This window comes from Chryseobacterium sp. GM_Chr_2 (assembly GCF_026540445.1).
GTDB lineage: Bacteria > Bacteroidota > Bacteroidia > Flavobacteriales > Weeksellaceae > Chryseobacterium.
Window position 1 is genome coordinate 71,929 of record NZ_JALNUD010000009.1, and the last position, 17,290, is coordinate 89,218.

The following is a 17,290-nucleotide window of genomic DNA, read 5'->3' on the forward strand; positions in this document are numbered from 1 at the left end:
GACATTTCCATCAATTCAAACATTATGTTATAGATAAAATAATTAATATCAAATTTAACTAAATAATTATCAATTTATTTCAAATTATTTTATTATCTTTAAACTACAATTTTAAAACTATTGCTTATGTCAAATATATTAGCTGGATTATTTGAACATCACAGCGATTATAAAAAACTTGAAGCCGATTTGGAAAAGGTGGGCTTCGAAAGTTCAGATTACATCGTATATCTTGATGAGAGTCATATCAACGCTCAATATCTTGCGAGTGTCTCGGTAAAAAATAATGAACAGATCGATGGAGCAAAAAATATTTTTTCACAAAATGCCGTTGTTAAAACCTTTTTATTTGAAAATATGAGCTTAGAACAGGCTCATTATCAAAAACTGAAAAGCTATATCGACGCACGATCAAAAGCAGAAATACACAACAGTCCATATGTAAGAATCAAAGCTTCCAGCAATGGAATGGATTCTGAAGTCAAATTTTAATATTATATAAAAAAGCTGATAACCGGAAATCCGTAGAGCGTTCTACGGATTTTTTGTGTTTGAAAACCGGAAAAAATTTCGTATTTTCGTTAAATATAGGCTTTCTACACAAATGAGTTACGACTTAGAACAAGAAAATAAGGAGATCCTTGCTAGATATAAGGATCTAATTTCGAACACCTACAGAACTTTGGATGAGGAAAATAATAAACTTATCCGAAAGGCATTCGATATTGCGCTGGATGCCCACAAAGACCAGAGAAGAAAAACGGGCGAACCCTACATCTACCATCCTATTGCCGTTGCAAAAATTGTAGCGACAGAGATTGGGCTGGGTGCAACTTCTATTGCCTGTGCGCTTTTGCATGACGTGATTGAAGATTCTGATTATACTTATGAAGACTTAAAAAAGATCTTCGGGGAAAAAATCGCCAACATTGTTAATGGTTTGACGAAGATTTCCATCATGAATCATCAGAATATTTCGGTGCAGTCTGAAAATTACAGAAAACTGTTACTTACTCTTTCTGAGGATTTTAGGGTAATTTTAATTAAAATAGCCGACCGTCTTCATAATATGCGTACGCTGGAAAGTATGGCTCCGGATAAGCAAAAGAAAATTGCTTCTGAAACGGTTTATATTTACGCTCCACTCGCGCACCGTTTAGGTTTATATAATATTAAATCTGAACTTGAAGATCTATCTTTAAAGTATAATAATCCTGAAATTTATACGGAAATTACCGAAAAACTAGAGCTCGAAAAGGAAAGCAGAGAACGATATATTGAAGAGTTCAAGAATGAAGTTTCGGAGAGAATCAAAGAAGAAGGATTAAATTTCACGATAAAAGGTCGCGCAAAAGCAATTTCTTCCATCTACCGAAAAATGCTAAAACAAGGCGTTTCGTTCGAGGAAGTATTTGATAACTATGCGATTAGAATCATTTATAAGTCTGATGCCAAGAATGAAAAATTCCTTGCTTGGAAGATTTATTCTATTGTAACGGATGTTTACCACAGTAATCCGTCGAGAATGCGCGATTGGATTACTCAACCACGTTCTACAGGTTACGAAAGTTTACATTTAACCGTTTTGGGGCCAGATAGAAAATGGATTGAAGTGCAAATTCGTTCTGAAAGAATGGACGAAATCGCCGAAAAAGGTGTTGCCGCACATTATAAATATAAAGAAGGTTATAAACAAAGTTCTGACGACCGAAATTTCGAAAGATGGGTTACGGAAATTCGCGAGGTTCTGGAACAGCAACAAAATCTTTCCACTTCTGAACTTTTGGATAATATTAAGCTAAATCTTTATTCAAAAGAAGTTTTTGTATTTACACCTAAAGGTGAGATTAAAATTTTACCAACAAATGCGACGGCATTAGATTTTGCTTTTTCCGTTCACTCCGATTTGGGAATGAAATGTTTGGGAGCAAAAATCAATGGAAAATTGGTCCCAATTTCCTATGTTCTTCAAAATGGAGATCAAATTGATATTTTATCTTCACAAAATCAGAAACCAAAATCGGATTGGCTGGAATTCGTTGTTACTTCAAAGGCTAAGTCTAAGATTAAAAGTTATTTAAACTCGCAAAAAAATCAGATCGTTGAAGAAGGAAAAGAAATCTTGCAGAGAAAACTTCGTCATGCTAAAATTGCATTTAGCGAAGATGAAGTTAATAAACTTCAAAAATTCTTTAATTTAAAAACGTCGCAGGAATTATTTTTAAAATTCCAAACTAACGAACTCGATGCGAGTAGTTTAAGAAAATATATTGAAAGTAAAAATGTATTTAACAATTTGCTTTCAAGATTCCGAAAATCTCCTTCAAAAAATAGTACGGGAGTTTTTGATGAACCAAAGCATCAGAATTTAGACATGATCATCTTCGGGAAAGATGAGGAAAAACTGAATTATACTTTTGCTAAATGTTGTAATGTGATTCCTGGGGATAAAATTTTTGGTTTTATCACAATTTCTGAAGGAATTAAAGTACATAGCGACAATTGTCCGAATGCCATTAACTTGAGAGCTCAATATGATTATCGAGTAATTCCTGCAAAATGGGTAAATGCTGAAAGCTTCAAAAACCGTGTGAAAATCGAGATTGAAGGGCTTGATAGGATGGGAATGATCAATGATATCACAACGGTCATCAGTGGCGCTATGGGAATGGATATGAAGAGTATGTCGATTGAATCTAACAATGGAGTTTTTACAGGAAATATCAATTTAGAGGTAAAAAATAAAAGCCAACTCGAGCAAACGTTTAAAAAATTAAAGGAAATCAACGGAGTTTCCAGAGTTCGACGTGTATAGAATATCTAATGAATTTATCGATTTACTTTAAAAAATTTTTCAGCAACAGTCAGTCATCAGGAATTATTCTAATTTTTTGTGTATTGATTTCGCTTTTGATTGCGAATTCGGCTGCTGCTGATGGTTTTCAAAATATTTTAGATAAAGAAATTGGAACTCACTTTTTTCATCTTAATTATTCCGTAAGCACTTGGATTAATGATGGTTTAATGGCTATTTTCTTCCTTTTGGTTGGTCTTGAGATCAAACGAGAAATGGTAGAAGGTGAACTTTCATCATTCAAAAATGCTTCATTGCCTATTTTTGCTGCCGTTGGCGGAATGCTCGTTCCTGCTGTTATTTTTACTATTTTCAATTCGGGAACTGAATATAGCAATGGCTGGGGAATTCCGATGGCTACAGATATTGCTTTTTCATTGGCTATTATTTCAATGTTGGGAAGTAAAATCCCGAATTCTATTAAAATTTTTATTGCTGCATTGGCGATCGTAGATGATCTGGGAGCTATTTTGGTGATTGCTATTTTTTATACAGATCAAATTCATTGGATATATCTTCTTCTTTCTTTGGGAGTTACAGTTCTTTTATTTTTATTGAATTTCTTAAAAGTTACTAAACTTATCTTTTATATCATTCCTGGATTATTTTTATGGTATTTCCTTCATCATTCAGGAATTCATGCAACAATTGCGGGTGTTTTATTGGCTTTTTCTATTCCTACTAATGTTTCTAATGTAAAAATTTCACCATTAGAAAAATTGGAACATCAACTACATTTGCCTGTAAGCTTTTTCATCATGCCAATTTTTGCTTTAGCCAATACCAATATAACTTTCAACAGTTCTATGGTTGAAGGCTTAACAAGTACGCTTGGATTGGGAATTATTTTAGGCTTGATATTAGGCAAATTAATTGGAATCAACCTATTTTCATTTATCGCTATTAAACTAAAAATAAGCTCATTGCCACAAAATAGTTCATGGTTTCAAATGTTGGGTGTAGGATTACTGGCAGGAATTGGCTTCACAATGTCAATTTTCATTGCACTATTATCATTTAAAGAACAAATTGAAATTCAGGATGAGGCAAAATTTGCGATTTTAATCGCTTCTTTCTTAGCCGCAATTTTAGGATATATTATTTTGAATATCAGTTCTAAAAAGCAAATTGAAATTTCAGATTAGTTTTTAACGACCGTCCATTTTCCTTGTAAAGCTCCCATTTTCCAGGTTCCGGATTTGGTTTCTAAACTTCCATATAAAAGAAATCCAGATGGCGACGGGCTCATGGTAGATATTGCACCGCTCCCTCCACCTTGCATTGAGGTATAAAAAGTTTCTTCAAACTCCATAGATTTTCTTACGCCTTCAATTCCGCCTTTTTCACCTACATTTAAGACAAGCGTTCCACTTTGATCGCCTGTATAAGTTCCTACCCATTTTCCTTTGTAAGGTGTTACATAATTATCTTCTTGTCTATTGCGTTCGATCTCATCACAAGAGAATAAAAAATTTAAAGTAAGCAGAATTGTCAATATCTTAATTGTTTTCATCATGGTTTAGTTAATTTTTCATTGGATTATTTTTCAAAATCAGGCTCTATTTCGCCATTTGACTCTTCTCTTTTAATTTCATCAGACAATAATTTTTCGATTCTTAGTTTTCTGATCGCCATATTCAATTCGTTTCCGAAAAGAAGAAGATAAACATTTACATTTACCCAAACCATCAACAAAATCATACTTCCAATTGACCCGTACAACACATTATATCTTGCAATATTCTTAACATAAATCGCAAAACCATAAGTAGTTACCACAAACAAAACGGTCGTAAGAACAGCTCCCGGAACCGCCTGTCTGAATCTCGCAATCTTTACCGTCCCAAGCCAGTAAAAAAGTGCCAAAAGTATAAAATAAAACAATGGAAAGGAAACGAACCCGATAATTTTTGAAAGGTTATCTACCAGCCAGCTGATGTCATAATTAGGCGTAAAAAGTTTTAAAACAACTTCTGAATAATATACACCGAAAAGCGCTAAAAATACGATGGTTATAAACCCTATGGTAATAAAAAAAGAAAGAATAAATTCCTTTACATCACTTAGTTTTTCTTCAGAATTTTCATTAAATCCGTTGATTAAAGAAAAAGTACCGTTGGTTGCAAAAACCAAAGCAATAATGATGGTTAAATTGCTTATCCCCTTCATATTCGGGATAATATTGTTCTGAATATATCCTCTCACTTCCGTCTCCATATTGGCAGGGAAAACATTATGAATTAAAACCTCAAAAATATAGAATTGCAACTTATCATAATGCGGCATATAAGGTAAAACTGACAATAAAAACAGCAAAAAGGGAAATAAACTTAATGTAAAACTCCACGAAATACTTCCCGCTTTTCGCCCTATTTTGCCTTTGAAAATTCCTGTAATATAGATCTGGAACATTTGCCAAAGCGATATCCCCAATACCGGAATATGAATATCATCAAAGAATTTCTGAACTTTTATGACAAAACCAGGAATTTTTATACGCATACTTTTTCAATTAAAAATTTAAAGCTTTATCTATCTTATCAAAATTTTTATTCATCAATTTCGGAGCAGTAAATCTAAAACCAATCCCAATTCTGAACAACCATTGTGTGCTGGAATAAAAATTTTCATTAGAACTATTCACCCAATTCAGCTGAGCTCCGCCACCAAAAAACCATTTACCACTGTCATACCCAACCCGCGCATTGGAGTAAAATCCGATATTAAACTCGTGAAGATCATCTTCATCTATCAATTTCGAATAATAGGCTTCAGGATAGGCTTCTGCAATCACATACCAATTACCTTTTATTGTTTTTTGCACTCCTCCACCCGTTCGTAAGGCAATTCTAAAGTCTTTACTTTTCGAATTATCTACATCATCATCGTTAAAATTTGCGTCTTGATAAATAGCACGGTTAGTATCACTTAAAGTATTATATTGGTAAAACAAACCCGTACTCACCACAAAAACATCTTTTAAAGGCTTGTAAGTCATATTGGTAAAACTACGATAATCAACCTTATTTCCCAACCACAGATAACTCGTTTCGCCTCTGTAAGAACGATATTTCGCATCCGGAAACTGCAAATAGCCTTCCTCATTATAATCTGATCCGTAGAGAAGCCTCATAAAATCTCTGGTGTCCTGAAAGTACAATCCTTTCACTTCACTATAATAAAGAAATTGTCTGATTTTAGGTGCTACAAAAAAAGAAAATCCTAAATTAAAATATTTGGTTTTCCCTTTTTCAGCATCATCTCTGTTGATTTTGGTAAGTTTGGGTGCAAAGGAAAAAGTGACATCAATCCATCGATAGCGCAGGAAAAATTCAGTATAAAAAGCATCATTTGGTCTTAAACGAAAGACTTTATCTTCATAAAGAAGTCCTAAAGAATCATCAATATAGCTCAATCCGGCAATCAATGAAATTTTATTTTTATCATCTTCCACATATTTTTTTATTTTAACAGAATCTTCATTAACATCCTGACTGTAAGATATTAATGAAAAAACTAAAAATATGATGGAGAGTAATTTTGTTTTCATCCGATTGGTGCAGATTACAAAAGTACTGAAATTTTTAAAATTCGAACATTCTTAAAACTCTACAGATTATGAATTTCTTCAATTAATGAATACCTTTGCCACCTAATTTATTTTAAAGCGTAAACATGCAGATCAACTTGCTTTGTATTGGTAAAACAGATGATAAAGAAATTACTTCTTTAATTAATTATTATTTAAAACGTCTTCCCAAACACTGGAATTTCGAAATTATTGAAATCCCAGATGTAAAAAATGCGAAAAATCTTACGCCCGATCTTTTAAAGAAAGAAGAAGCAAAATTATTTTCAAACCTTATCGATAAGAATGATTTGGTTGTTATTCTAGATGAAAAAGGAAAACAATTTACCAGCAGAGAATTTTCGCAAAAAATCGATAACTGGATGAATTCTTCAGTGAAAAAAATTCACATCCTGATTGGTGGCGCTTATGGTTTTTCAGAGGAAATGTACAACAGAGCCAACGAAAAAATGTCATTATCTAAAATGACATTTACGCACCAGATGATCCGGTTGTTTATCGTTGAACAGTTGTATCGCGCCGACCAGATTTTACAGGGAAAACCTTATCACAACGACTAAAGTTAGTTTATTTCTTTAAACCAATCTGTCTTTTCGCTTCTCCCACAACAAAAGCCACGGAATTCGCAATATTAAAACTTCGGATTAATTTTGACATCGGAATGGTTAAATGATTTTCGAATCGTGCTAAAACCTCATTGCTTAATCCTACGCTTTCTTTGCCGAACACCAGCCAATCGCCGTCCTGAAATTCTGTTTCCAGATAAGATTTTTCGGCATGAGAACTCATTAAGAAAACACGGGAAAGATCAGGAATTTGCTGAATCCATTCATCAACATTGGCATATTCGGTTACGTCCAAATGCACCCAATAATCCAGTCCGGAACGTTTTAAATTTTTATCATTAATCACAAATCCAAAAGGATGAACGAGATGCAATTTGCTTTCTGTGCCAACACATAATCTTCCGATATTTCCGGTATTATTAGGGATTTCGGGCTCTACAAGAACGATATTTAACATGATATTTTTAATAGCTTCCCCCTTAAAGAGAAACCGTTGAAATGATTAATTTTATTTAACTGTTGAGGTGGGGCATTTTGTATAATATTCTGCTAAAACCACTTTTTCATATCCTAAAGAAACAGCTTTATCAAGATTTGTACAAGCTTCTTTTGGTCTAGCTGTATCAAACAAAATCAAAGCTTTTGTCACGTACGATTGCGGAAATTTTGCATCAATGGAAATGGCTTTATTAATATCAGCCAGCGCTTCTTTAGATTTTTTCATTTTAAGATAAACATCTGCTCTTCCATTATATAAAAGAGATTCCGGCTTTTCGGAAATTAATTGATTGTAATCTTTCAAAGCGCCTTCCAAATCTCCGTTATTCTTTTTTAAAGTCGCTAAACCTGTTTTCGCAAAAATATTATCCGGTGCAAAACTTAGAATCTGATTTAAATCTTTTATCGCCAGCTCCTTTTTACCTTGCCCGTCATAAATTTTAGACCGAGTAAGATATAAGTCTACATTTTCAGGATCTACCTGAAGTCCTTTTTCGACATATTCAAGTGCTTTTACTTTATTTCCTTTTTGGCTGTGTAATGAAGCCAAATTAGCATAAACCGGAGCCGATAAAGGATTGGCAATTAAAGCAGATTCATAAGATTTCAATGCCAAAGCAGATTTTCCCAATCTTCGCTGCGAAGTTCCAAGATAATTCAAATATTCAGATTGAAATTTCTGAATTTGTTCTTTTTCGGCTAATTTAGAATATTGCTCCTCGGCACATTTATAATCTGCCTTTTTGAAGCATTCTTCAGCTTTTGCCTTATCCTGAGCGTAAAAATTTAGTGAGAAAAGCCCGAAAGCTAAGAGTAGTAAATGTTTTTTCATGGGTTTATATTTTGTTTGTTGATGACTTTTTTTGCGAGTGCACCAAAAATCACTCCCAATAAAGTTCCAACAAACGCCCCCACCAAAATATCTACCGGGAAATGCACTCCTAAATATATACGGCTGTATGACACAATTGCCGCCCAGGCAAATATAGCATAAGGAAACCATTTAAGCTTCTTTCTCAACAAAATTGTTAGATAAGTCGCCAATAAAAAGGTATTAGAAGCATGTGCAGAATAAAAACCATACTGCCCGCCGCATTTTACAATTCTCATGTGGTGTTCTAAAGTAGGATCATGACAAGGTCTTAACCTCGCAACGCCAAATTTGAAAACACTTGCCAACTGATCAGAAACAGTAACAGCAATTCCAACGAAAATTAATATAAAAACTAACGATCTTAGTTTATAATTTTTAAATAAAAAATAACAGAAAATAATGTAAAGCGGAACCCAGATCCACGTACTGGAAATCATCATCCAAAACTGGTCAAACGAATTATCCCCCAAATTATTGAGAAACAAAAAGACCTTTTTATCTTCCTGAATAATTTCCTCCATCTTATCTGCTTACAGGCCCTTCATACGAATCGTCGTCTGCAGGTTTTGGTTTTGGAGGTTCGTTAGAAGCCTGTTGCGGTTCTGTAAGAATATCTTTTTGGATATCTTTCATCGGGTTGAAATCTTTCGCCGCATCTTTTACCTTCTCGATTTCGCGCTTTATTTCAGAGACAGGATTATCTGTTTCTTTCATAATTTCCGTTTTAATATCTTCTACGGCACCACGCATTTTTCTTACACCTGCGCCTAAGTCACGTGCAATTTGTGGAAGTTTATCCGGTCCGAATAATACAACGATTGCCACAGCAATCAGTGCCATTTCTCCAATACTTAATTCCATGCTGTAAAATTACGAAACATTATACACATACAATACGATTGTTTTATATTTTAAACAAATTTTAAGATATGTGAAGGGAGACGTCAGTTTATGGTTAGTGGTTGATAGTTGTTGGTTTATGGATTTTAGTTATTCGTAATTTTAATCATTAGTGATATGCTGTTTTAATTTTTGAAGCTATTTCCTGCTTTCACTCATACTCCTCACCCCCAACTTTCCATCGCTCACCACTCCTAAATCCCTCCCACTCCCAAACTCTCCAACCCAGTTGCGGGGTAACCGTTCAATCAGGACTAGGCGGCGGTTTGTTATTCATTATTTGTCAATATTACAAAATATTAATTCACAATATTTAGATTTATAAAACAATTTTATTATCTTTAAGACACCAACCCTTAAAAAATTTAACTATGAAAAAATGGCTAACCCCAGGTAAGGTTTTTGCTTTTGCAATGGCATTACTGCTTACCAGCTGTCAAAACGAAGACAGCGAAATTCAAAATCAGGAAAATACTGCCCAAAAAGTTTCAATAACTGATTTAAAAAAAGAAATAACAGCTTCCAATTCAGCTTTACCGGAAATTGTTCAAACTCAGATCAACGATTCCAAAGCTAATCTCGAAAAGTATTTGAAAAATGATCTTCAAATCTCAGAAATTTCTGCTTTAGGAAAAATATCAACACAAAAAGGATTAGAAATTTCACAGGAGCTTATTTCAGAAAAAAGCACTTTCATTGCTTCCGGAAATATTTTAGAACCTGAAACATTAAAAATTGGAACCATTGGAACTTTAAGCTCAGGAGACGAATTGACAAACATTCAAACAGAATTAAAAAATTTAGTCGGAAAAGAAATCTTATTAAATTCCGATGTGCTTGAAATTTCATGGAATTATAAAGGAAATACCTTCACCACACTTTGTTTTTACAACGAATCCGGAATTATCTGGGACAATGTTTTAGGCGGATTGATGATGATGGATACAAGAGGAAACGAAGAAAAATCAAATAACAGTCAGGCAAAAGTTTCTTCAACTTGGTATAAACAATGGTGGACAGCGAATTGGCTTTGGGGCTCTAAACGTGGTGAAATCGGATATAAAATTACGATTTATTACACAGGATCATCGGTATCTAATGTTGATGTAAGCGATTGGGGAAGCATCAGCCTCGGAAAAGCAAAAAGTGAAAGCAAAGTAACAAAGAAAACTGGTGCTTACGGGCAATGCAGATATGCTTTGGGACTTTGTACTCCAACAGGTTCTTTAAGCTTTAATTCAAGCAATTTTTCGGTATCTTTCTCAGGATTGGGAAGCAACATCGTAAGCAACGGAACGAAATCACTTTATCCATAATAACTCTTTCTTTCAATGCAATGCAAACGGCGAATCAAATTTTGATTCGCCGTTTTTTATTATTTTATTTGAAATTGAATTCCATTTATAGATTTTTTTACTTTTAGCGCAAAGCATACAAAGATTTTCTAAATACTAACTGTTTTTAAGTTACATAAAGTTGTTTCACTTATAAAAGCTCACAAAAAAACCTTCAAAATCATTTCAAATGATATACAATCTATTTAATCTTCTTTTTCTGAAAAGCCATATAGGTAATCACCACACTTACCGCCATTAAGATAAACGCCAGGAAAAATGGTGCTCCTGAGAATTTGAACGGTGCTTCATCATGTGTGAAAAAGTAAAATAAATTCGTCATCATCGGAGGTCCGATAATTGAAGTGGCACTCATTAAACTCGTTAATGCTCCTTGTAATTCTCCTTGCTCGTTGGAAGGAACACTTTTCGTGATCACCGATTGAAGCGCAGGACCACAAATTCCGCCTAAACAATAAGGGATAAGGAAGGCAAACATCATCCAGCCTTGGGTTGCAAACGCGAATAATAACATCCCGATGGCATATAAAGTAAGTCCGTAATAAATACTTTTTTGTTCTCCGAATTTTGGTGTCGTCCAACGAATTAGTCCACCCTGAACCAAACCTACTAACAAACCGACCACTCCAAGGGAAATCCCGACCATTCTTTCATCCCATTTGAATTCATACATCGTGAAGAAACTCCAGTTGCTTTGAACAGCGTGCCCCGCGATGTAGATTAATATTAATGAAACAATTAAACCTGAAATTTCAGGGTGTTTTCCTAAAAATTTAAATGATCCAATGGGGTTTGCTCTTTTCCAGTTGAATTCTCTTCTTTTATCTTTATCTAAACTTTCAGGAAGGATGAAATACCCGTAAAGGAAATTTAACAAACATAAAACTGCCGCCGCATAAAAAGGAACTCGTGCTCCATAATGTCCTAAAACTCCACCCAAAACAGGCCCGATTATGAAACCTAAACCGAAGGCTGCACCGATAAGTCCGAAGTTCTTTGCGCGGTCTTCATCTGTGGAAATATCGGCAATGTAAGCACTGGCTGTGGTGACACTTGCTCCTGTAATTCCAGCAATGACTCTTCCAAGAAACAGCCACAGAATGGTTGGTGCCAAAGCGAGTAAAATATAATCGATTGCGAAACCGAACAATGAGATCAGAATAATCGGTCTTCGTCCGTATTTATCACTCAGATTTCCGACAACCGGAGAGAAGATAAACTGTGTGAATGCATAGGCAAAACCCAGCCAGCCGCCATATTTTGCAGCTTCACTTATGTCCGCATGAATCAGTTCCTCGATCAATTTCGGAACCACCGGAATGATGATTCCCCATCCCGTAATGTCAATCAATAACGTAATAAAAATGAAGCTCATCGCAGCTTTCTTCTTCGAATTTTCCATAATGCTGCAAAAATAATCAAATTGGGAAAAATAATGATTCTAAATTGGTTTTTGTTTTTGGTTGGTCGTTTTTAGTTTCTAGTTCCTAGTTGATAGTTGATGGTTTTTGGTTGATAGTTTTTTAATTAGGGTTTTTAGTTTGGGGAAATTGTCATTCTGAGCGGGAAATAGTCGAAGGATTTTTGTTTGGATTGAAAGTATTGATTTTTTTTTCAAATTTTTAAATGAATGACGACTTCCCTAGCCCTGATTGCAGCATTTGTTTGAGCTCATTTCTTTTAAGGATTCGGCTCGGCGGCTTCGCCGCCGAGCCGAATCCTTAAAAGAAATAGCGAGTGCGGAAAGCAGGAAAAAGCTTCTAAAAAATATTTCATTAATAGTAAACAATTATAAACTTTTGAGCACGAAAAAAGCCTTTCAAATTGAAAGGCTTTTTCTTATTTATTGTAGTATAAATTATTTTGAAGCAAGTACTTCTTTGTTGGAAGTCGTTTTACCGTGAACTTCGTCTTCTTTTCCGGTCTTCAGGAAGTCATAGGCAATTGCCGATGCAATGAAGATGGATGAATATGTACCGAAACCGATACCCACTAATAGAGCAAACATAAATCCTCTTAGGTTATCTCCACCGAAAATGAAGATCGCCAAGATTACTAAAATAGTAGTAAATGAAGTGTTGAATGTTCTACCTAATGTACTTGAAATAGAGTCATCGAATAAACCAGCTAGTGTTAATGATTTTTTCTCTCTCAAATATTCTCTAATTCTGTCGAAGATAATTACCGTATCGTTGATTGAATACCCTAATACAGTAAGGATTGCAGCGATGAAATCCTGGTTGATCTCCATGTTGAATGGCATGTACTTGTGAAGCAATGAATACGCTCCCAAAATGATCACCGCATCGTGGAACAATGCCGCAACCGCACCAAGAGAGAACTGCCATTTTCTAAATCTTACTAAAATATAGATGAATATACCTGCCAAAGCAGCAACTACAGCTAAAGTACCGTGTAATTTGATATCATCAGCAACGGTAGGTCCTACTTTTTCAGAAGAGATAATTCCTGCGTGATCTTTGTCTGCAGATTTGAAATCCTGAATTGTGATCCCAGCTGGCAGCTGAGTTTTTAATCCTTCAAATAATTTTTGCTCAACAGTTTGATCCGCTTTTAATGATTCATCATCAATAAGGTAATCTGTAGAGATTTTCAATTGTCTGTCGTTTCCGAAAGTTTTAGCTTCAACAGAAGAGTTTTTACCGTCTTCAGTCTGGAACATTTTAATCAAATTAGCTTCAACATCTTCAGCGTTTACATCTTTATCAAATCTTACCACATAGTTTCTACCCCCAGTAAAATCGATACCGTATTTGAAACCGTGAGTGAAGATTGAACCGATACAAACTAACGTAAGAACCGCAGAAATAATGTATGCATATTTTCTTTTTCCAATGAAATCGATCCAAGTATTTCTGAATAAGTTTTTCGTTGGAGCCGTCCAAACAGAAAGTCCTTTTCCTTTTTCTAGTCTGTGGAAGATCATTACTCTCGAAAGAAGGATTGACGTGAATAGAGTCATTACCGCTCCAATCAATAACGTCAATGCAAAACCTTTAATAGGTCCTGTTCCGAAGAAGAATAATACAACCGCCGTTAAGATCATTGTTAAGTGACCATCGATGATCGCGTTCAATGCATGTTTGAAACCATCTTTGTATGCTTCAAGAATGCTTTTACCCGCAAATAATTCTTCTTTTGTTCTTTCGTAAATGATAACGTTCGTATCCACTGCCATGGCCATGGAAAGTACGATACCTGCGATACCCGGAAGCGTAAGAGTAAAGTCTCCAGAATCCATGATACCGAAAATATAGAATAAGTTTATGATCATTGCAATTACAGCGTATACTCCCGCACCACCGTAATAGAAAATGATATAAACAATAATGATTAAGAATGCAATCCCGAATGAAAGTACACCCGCATCAATAGATTCCTGCCCTAATGACGGACCTACCTGAGTAGCCTGAACAACTTTTGCACCTGCAGGTAATTTACCCGCTCCTAAAACGTCTACCAATTCTTTAGCTTCCTCCTGAGAGAAGTTACCAGAGATCTGAGTTCTACCGTTAGGAATAGCACCTACAACGTTCGGCGCTGTGTATACTCTGTTATCAAGTGTTACAGCAACTGGTTTTCCCACGTTTTTCTCCGTTAAAGTTTTCCAGTCTTTAGCACCTTTAGAATCCATCTGCATGTCTACCACCACTCTGCTCAACTCGTCATAGCTGATGTTTGCAGTTTCTACAGCACCGTCTACAGGAGCCTTCTGGTTGATGTTACCTCTGATAGCATACAATACTAAGCTTTCGCTGTCTGTAGCCTCAGGCTTGTAACCCCACATAAACTGAGTATATTTAATGTTTGCAGGACGCAAAGACTGAGCAATTTTGCTGTTCAAGATTTTGTTAACAGCAGCTGTATCAGATAATTTTACGTTCGCAACACCATTAGTTCTTAATTTGTCTAGGTTAAGAAGATTCATGAAGTTTGTATTCTTCGCAACTCCCATAGAATCACCTTTTGCAGAAACCATTGTAGTTAATGACTGGAAATAAGGAGCGATTTCAGGAACCTGCTGTACTTCCCAGAACTGAAGTTTTGCAGAAGTCTGAAGCATTTTCTTCACCTTATCGATATCTTTCATACCAGGCATTTCTACAGAAATTCTAGCCGTACCAGGTACTCTCTGAACATTTGGCTGCACAGCACCCATTTTATCGATTCTCGTTCTGATAACCTCGAAAGCTGTACCTACAGAAAGATCAATTCTTCTTTTTACGATGCTTTTTACCTGCTCGTCGGAAGTATTGTATTTAATTTCTGAAAGATTCGTGTTTCCGAAAAGCTCAGGATCAGCAAGTTTCAGGTTGGTACCTTTTGCCTTGTTGATCGCATCGAATTGATCAAAGAAATTATCGATGTAAGATTTTGTAGAATTTTTCTGAACTTCATCGGTCTTGTTCAAAGCTTCGATCAAGATTGGGTTGGTAGAATAATTGGTTAAATCATTCACCAAGTCTCTCTGGTTGATCTCCAAAAGAACGTTGATTCCCCCTTTCAAGTCCAAACCAAGTTTCATTTCCTTGTCTTTGGCTTTAGAGTAATAAAGTTTAGTAAATCCTAAATTCAAAGTATCCTTAGAAAGCTTTAAAATTTCTTTCTGGTACTTCTCCGGATTGTCTCCTGCAATAGCAGTCGCCTGCTTTTCAATTTTGCTGGCGTACCATGTTGGTAATAGCTCATTTAAGCAAATTAACCCTAGTACAATAGCAACAATTGTAATAAGTCCTTTTCCTTGCATTTTGTTATAACTACGTTAAATTAAGTCGGCAAATATAATCATTTTATTGAATTTTATGAATTATTAACAACAGAAATCGTTTATTTTCAGATATATCGGCTATCTCATTTACATTAAACATTTACTAATGATTGTTATGAATTTTAATTAATAATTCAATAGCGATTGGTATAAAATTTTCATTTATAAATTCAACACACTAAATATCAAAATATTATGAAAAAACTACTTTTTTGCGTAAGTATTTTTTCTTCTTTTATCGTTAATGCACAAAGTATTAATTTGGAAGAATTTGCTACCGGGCTTACCGCACCCGTTGAAATCACGAACGCCAACGACAGCCGATTGTTTGTCGTACAACAGAATGGAATGATTAAAATTATTCAGCCCAACGGAACGATAAATGCTACCAATTTTTTAAATATAAGCTCAAAAGTTCTTTATGGCGGTGAAAGAGGACTTTTAGGATTGGCGTTTCATCCTCAATACTCTACCAATGGGTATTTTTTTGTGTATTATAACAATACCGCAGGAAATATTATTGTGGCAAGATATACCGTAAGCGGTACAGACGCGAATGTTGCCGATCCCAATTCTGAAAAGATCTTGCTGAATATTCCGAAACCATTTGATAACCATAACGGAGGAAGCATTCATTTTGCTCCAGACGGCAATCTTTGGATTGTTACCGGTGATGGCGGAAGCGGCGGAGATCCTAATAACAATGCTCAAAACAAAAATTCTCTACTCGGAAAAATGCTGAGAATTGATGTGAATACAGAAACAGCACCTTACAATATTCCGACAAACAATCCTTTTGTAGGAACCGATGGCGCGGATGAAGTTTGGGCATACGGACTTCGAAATGCCTGGAAATGGTCTTTTGACCTAACAACAGGAAATGCAATGATTGCCGATGTTGGACAAGGGCAAATTGAAGAAATCAACAGAATGCCGCTTACCCAAGCAGGAATTAATTACGGATGGCGATGCTACGAAGGAAACAGCGATTATAATACATCGGGTTGCGCGACTCAATCTACAATGACTTTTCCTGTGGCAGTTTATGATCATTCGGGAGGGAAATGTTCCATTACGGGAGGTTATGTTTATAGAGGAATGCAAAATCCGGATTTAGTCGGGAAATATTTCTTTGCCGATTATTGTTCTACTCAAATAGGAATTATGAATACAGACAATTCTGTTGTCTGGACGCCTGCTTATTCCGGAAATAATTTTTCCACCTTCGGACAGGATTTCCAAAAAGAATTATATGTTGCCGCAGTGAATAACGGAAAAATTTACAAAATCACGACAAGTACGTTGGGAACTCAGGAAGTTAATAATTTGGGTAATATCAGAATTTATCCTAATCCGGCTTCTGAGGAAATTTTTATTGATGGAATTTCAAATAAAAAGATTACCGCAGAAATTTATACTACTGAAGGTAGAAAAGTTTGGGAAAATGATAGAGTAAAAGACGGACAGAGTTTAGATATTACAGATGTTCCTGCAGGAGTTTATTATATTAATTTAAAATCCGGGGAAATGAATTCTTATAGTCAGAAATTGATTGTTAAGTAGCAGTAGGCTTTAGGTTTAAAGTTTATTTGTATTTTTTAACGCCAAGTTTAATGTAATCATCTTTAATTTTAAGTGAGCAAAGCAGGAATCAACAAGTTGATTTTATGAAGCTCTAAGTTAAATGATTCTTAATAGGATGATAAATAATGTATTTATTATCTAAAAATCGTTGTGCATTTTGATTTTGATTTGTTTTCGTCACTTCAAGTAGATTTTTGAAAAAAATCGTATCGAGAAGTTTGTAATTTTAAAGATGAATCTGTTCTCGATACCTTTTTCTCCACTTTGCTACGAAAAAATAC

The 17,290-nt window shown here is 35.0% G+C and carries 14 protein-coding genes and 1 pseudogene; 6 read left to right on the plus strand and 9 right to left on the minus strand.

From position 1 onward, the window contains the following. Positions 1 to 126 precede the first annotated feature (126 nt). The 3 genes from OXQ85_RS14285 (at position 127) to nhaA (ending at position 3,999) form a co-directional block, all read left to right on the plus strand. Positions 127 to 492 (plus strand): hypothetical protein, encoded by a 366-nt coding sequence (locus OXQ85_RS14285; RefSeq protein ID WP_267405354.1) that lies wholly within the window; start codon positions 127 to 129, stop codon positions 490 to 492. A 112-nt stretch (positions 493 to 604) separates the two neighbouring features. Further along, entirely contained in the window at positions 605 to 2,815 is a 2,211-nt protein-coding gene (locus OXQ85_RS14290) for a RelA/SpoT family protein (RefSeq protein WP_267405355.1), read from the plus strand. A gap of 8 nt (positions 2,816 to 2,823) precedes the next feature. Next, positions 2,824 to 3,999, plus strand: a complete 1,176-nt coding sequence (nhaA, locus tag OXQ85_RS14295; RefSeq protein ID WP_267405356.1) for a Na+/H+ antiporter NhaA — start codon at positions 2,824 to 2,826, stop codon at positions 3,997 to 3,999. Here the strand turns inward: nhaA and OXQ85_RS14300 are convergent. Genes OXQ85_RS14300 through OXQ85_RS14310 form a run of 3 tightly spaced genes read right to left on the minus strand, consistent with a single transcriptional unit; the run spans position 3,996 to position 6,404 of the window. Continuing rightward, the gene (locus OXQ85_RS14300) at positions 3,996 to 4,370 is read right to left on the minus strand and encodes a hypothetical protein (RefSeq protein WP_267405357.1); all 375 of its coding nucleotides are present in this window, start codon (positions 4,368 to 4,370) and stop codon (positions 3,996 to 3,998) included. The two genes, nhaA and OXQ85_RS14300, sit on opposite strands and share 4 nt — an antisense overlap. A gap of 23 nt (positions 4,371 to 4,393) precedes the next feature. Continuing rightward, a complete protein-coding gene (locus OXQ85_RS14305) occupies positions 4,394 to 5,356 on the minus strand; it encodes a YihY/virulence factor BrkB family protein (protein ID WP_267405358.1) in 963 nt (320 codons plus the stop codon). A 10-nt stretch (positions 5,357 to 5,366) separates the two neighbouring features. Further along, positions 5,367 to 6,404, minus strand: a complete 1,038-nt coding sequence (locus OXQ85_RS14310; RefSeq protein ID WP_267405359.1) for a DUF4421 family protein — start codon at positions 6,402 to 6,404, stop codon at positions 5,367 to 5,369. Between the two features lie 125 nt (positions 6,405 to 6,529). Between OXQ85_RS14310 and OXQ85_RS14315 the strand changes: the two genes are divergently transcribed. Continuing rightward, the gene (locus OXQ85_RS14315) at positions 6,530 to 7,003 is read left to right on the plus strand and encodes a 23S rRNA (pseudouridine(1915)-N(3))-methyltransferase RlmH (RefSeq protein ID WP_267405360.1); all 474 of its coding nucleotides are present in this window, start codon (positions 6,530 to 6,532) and stop codon (positions 7,001 to 7,003) included. A 7-nt stretch (positions 7,004 to 7,010) separates the two neighbouring features. On the opposite strand, the gene OXQ85_RS14320 is transcribed toward OXQ85_RS14315, so the two are convergent. From OXQ85_RS14320 to OXQ85_RS14335, 4 genes are read right to left on the minus strand one after another with little or no spacing between them, the layout of a single operon-like run. Continuing rightward, positions 7,011 to 7,466, minus strand: a complete 456-nt coding sequence (locus OXQ85_RS14320; RefSeq protein WP_267405361.1) for a tRNA (cytidine(34)-2'-O)-methyltransferase — start codon at positions 7,464 to 7,466, stop codon at positions 7,011 to 7,013. 51 nt (positions 7,467 to 7,517) lie between these two features. Beyond that, complete coding sequence (locus OXQ85_RS14325; RefSeq protein ID WP_267405362.1) at positions 7,518 to 8,339, minus strand: tetratricopeptide repeat protein; 822 nt, start codon at positions 8,337 to 8,339, stop codon at positions 7,518 to 7,520. Then, a complete protein-coding gene (locus OXQ85_RS14330) occupies positions 8,336 to 8,902 on the minus strand; it encodes a phosphatase PAP2 family protein (protein ID WP_267405363.1) in 567 nt (188 codons plus the stop codon). Before OXQ85_RS14330 ends, OXQ85_RS14325 begins: the two co-directional genes overlap by 4 nt. A 1-nt stretch (position 8,903) precedes the next feature. After that, the gene (locus OXQ85_RS14335) at positions 8,904 to 9,242 is read right to left on the minus strand and encodes a twin-arginine translocase TatA/TatE family subunit (protein ID WP_267405364.1); all 339 of its coding nucleotides are present in this window, start codon (positions 9,240 to 9,242) and stop codon (positions 8,904 to 8,906) included. A 410-nt stretch (positions 9,243 to 9,652) separates the two neighbouring features. Here OXQ85_RS14335 and OXQ85_RS14340 point away from each other — a divergent pair, with 410 nt between their 5' ends. After that, a complete protein-coding gene (locus tag OXQ85_RS14340) occupies positions 9,653 to 10,597 on the plus strand; it encodes a hypothetical protein (protein ID WP_267405365.1) in 945 nt (314 codons plus the stop codon). A 220-nt stretch (positions 10,598 to 10,817) separates the two neighbouring features. Here the strand turns inward: OXQ85_RS14340 and OXQ85_RS14345 are convergent. Next, positions 10,818 to 12,053 (minus strand): annotated as a pseudogene (locus OXQ85_RS14345) (TCR/Tet family MFS transporter); the annotation flags it as partial. A 441-nt stretch (positions 12,054 to 12,494) separates the two neighbouring features. Next, on the minus strand, positions 12,495 to 15,404 hold the full coding sequence (secD, locus tag OXQ85_RS14350; RefSeq protein WP_267405366.1) for a protein translocase subunit SecD: 2,910 nt from the start codon (positions 15,402 to 15,404) through the stop codon (positions 12,495 to 12,497). Positions 15,405 to 15,620: 216 nt separating this feature from the next. Here secD and OXQ85_RS14355 point away from each other — a divergent pair, with 216 nt between their 5' ends. Continuing rightward, complete coding sequence (locus OXQ85_RS14355) at positions 15,621 to 16,988, plus strand: PQQ-dependent sugar dehydrogenase (RefSeq protein WP_267405367.1); 1,368 nt, start codon at positions 15,621 to 15,623, stop codon at positions 16,986 to 16,988. The last annotated feature ends 302 nt before the right edge of the window (positions 16,989 to 17,290 follow it).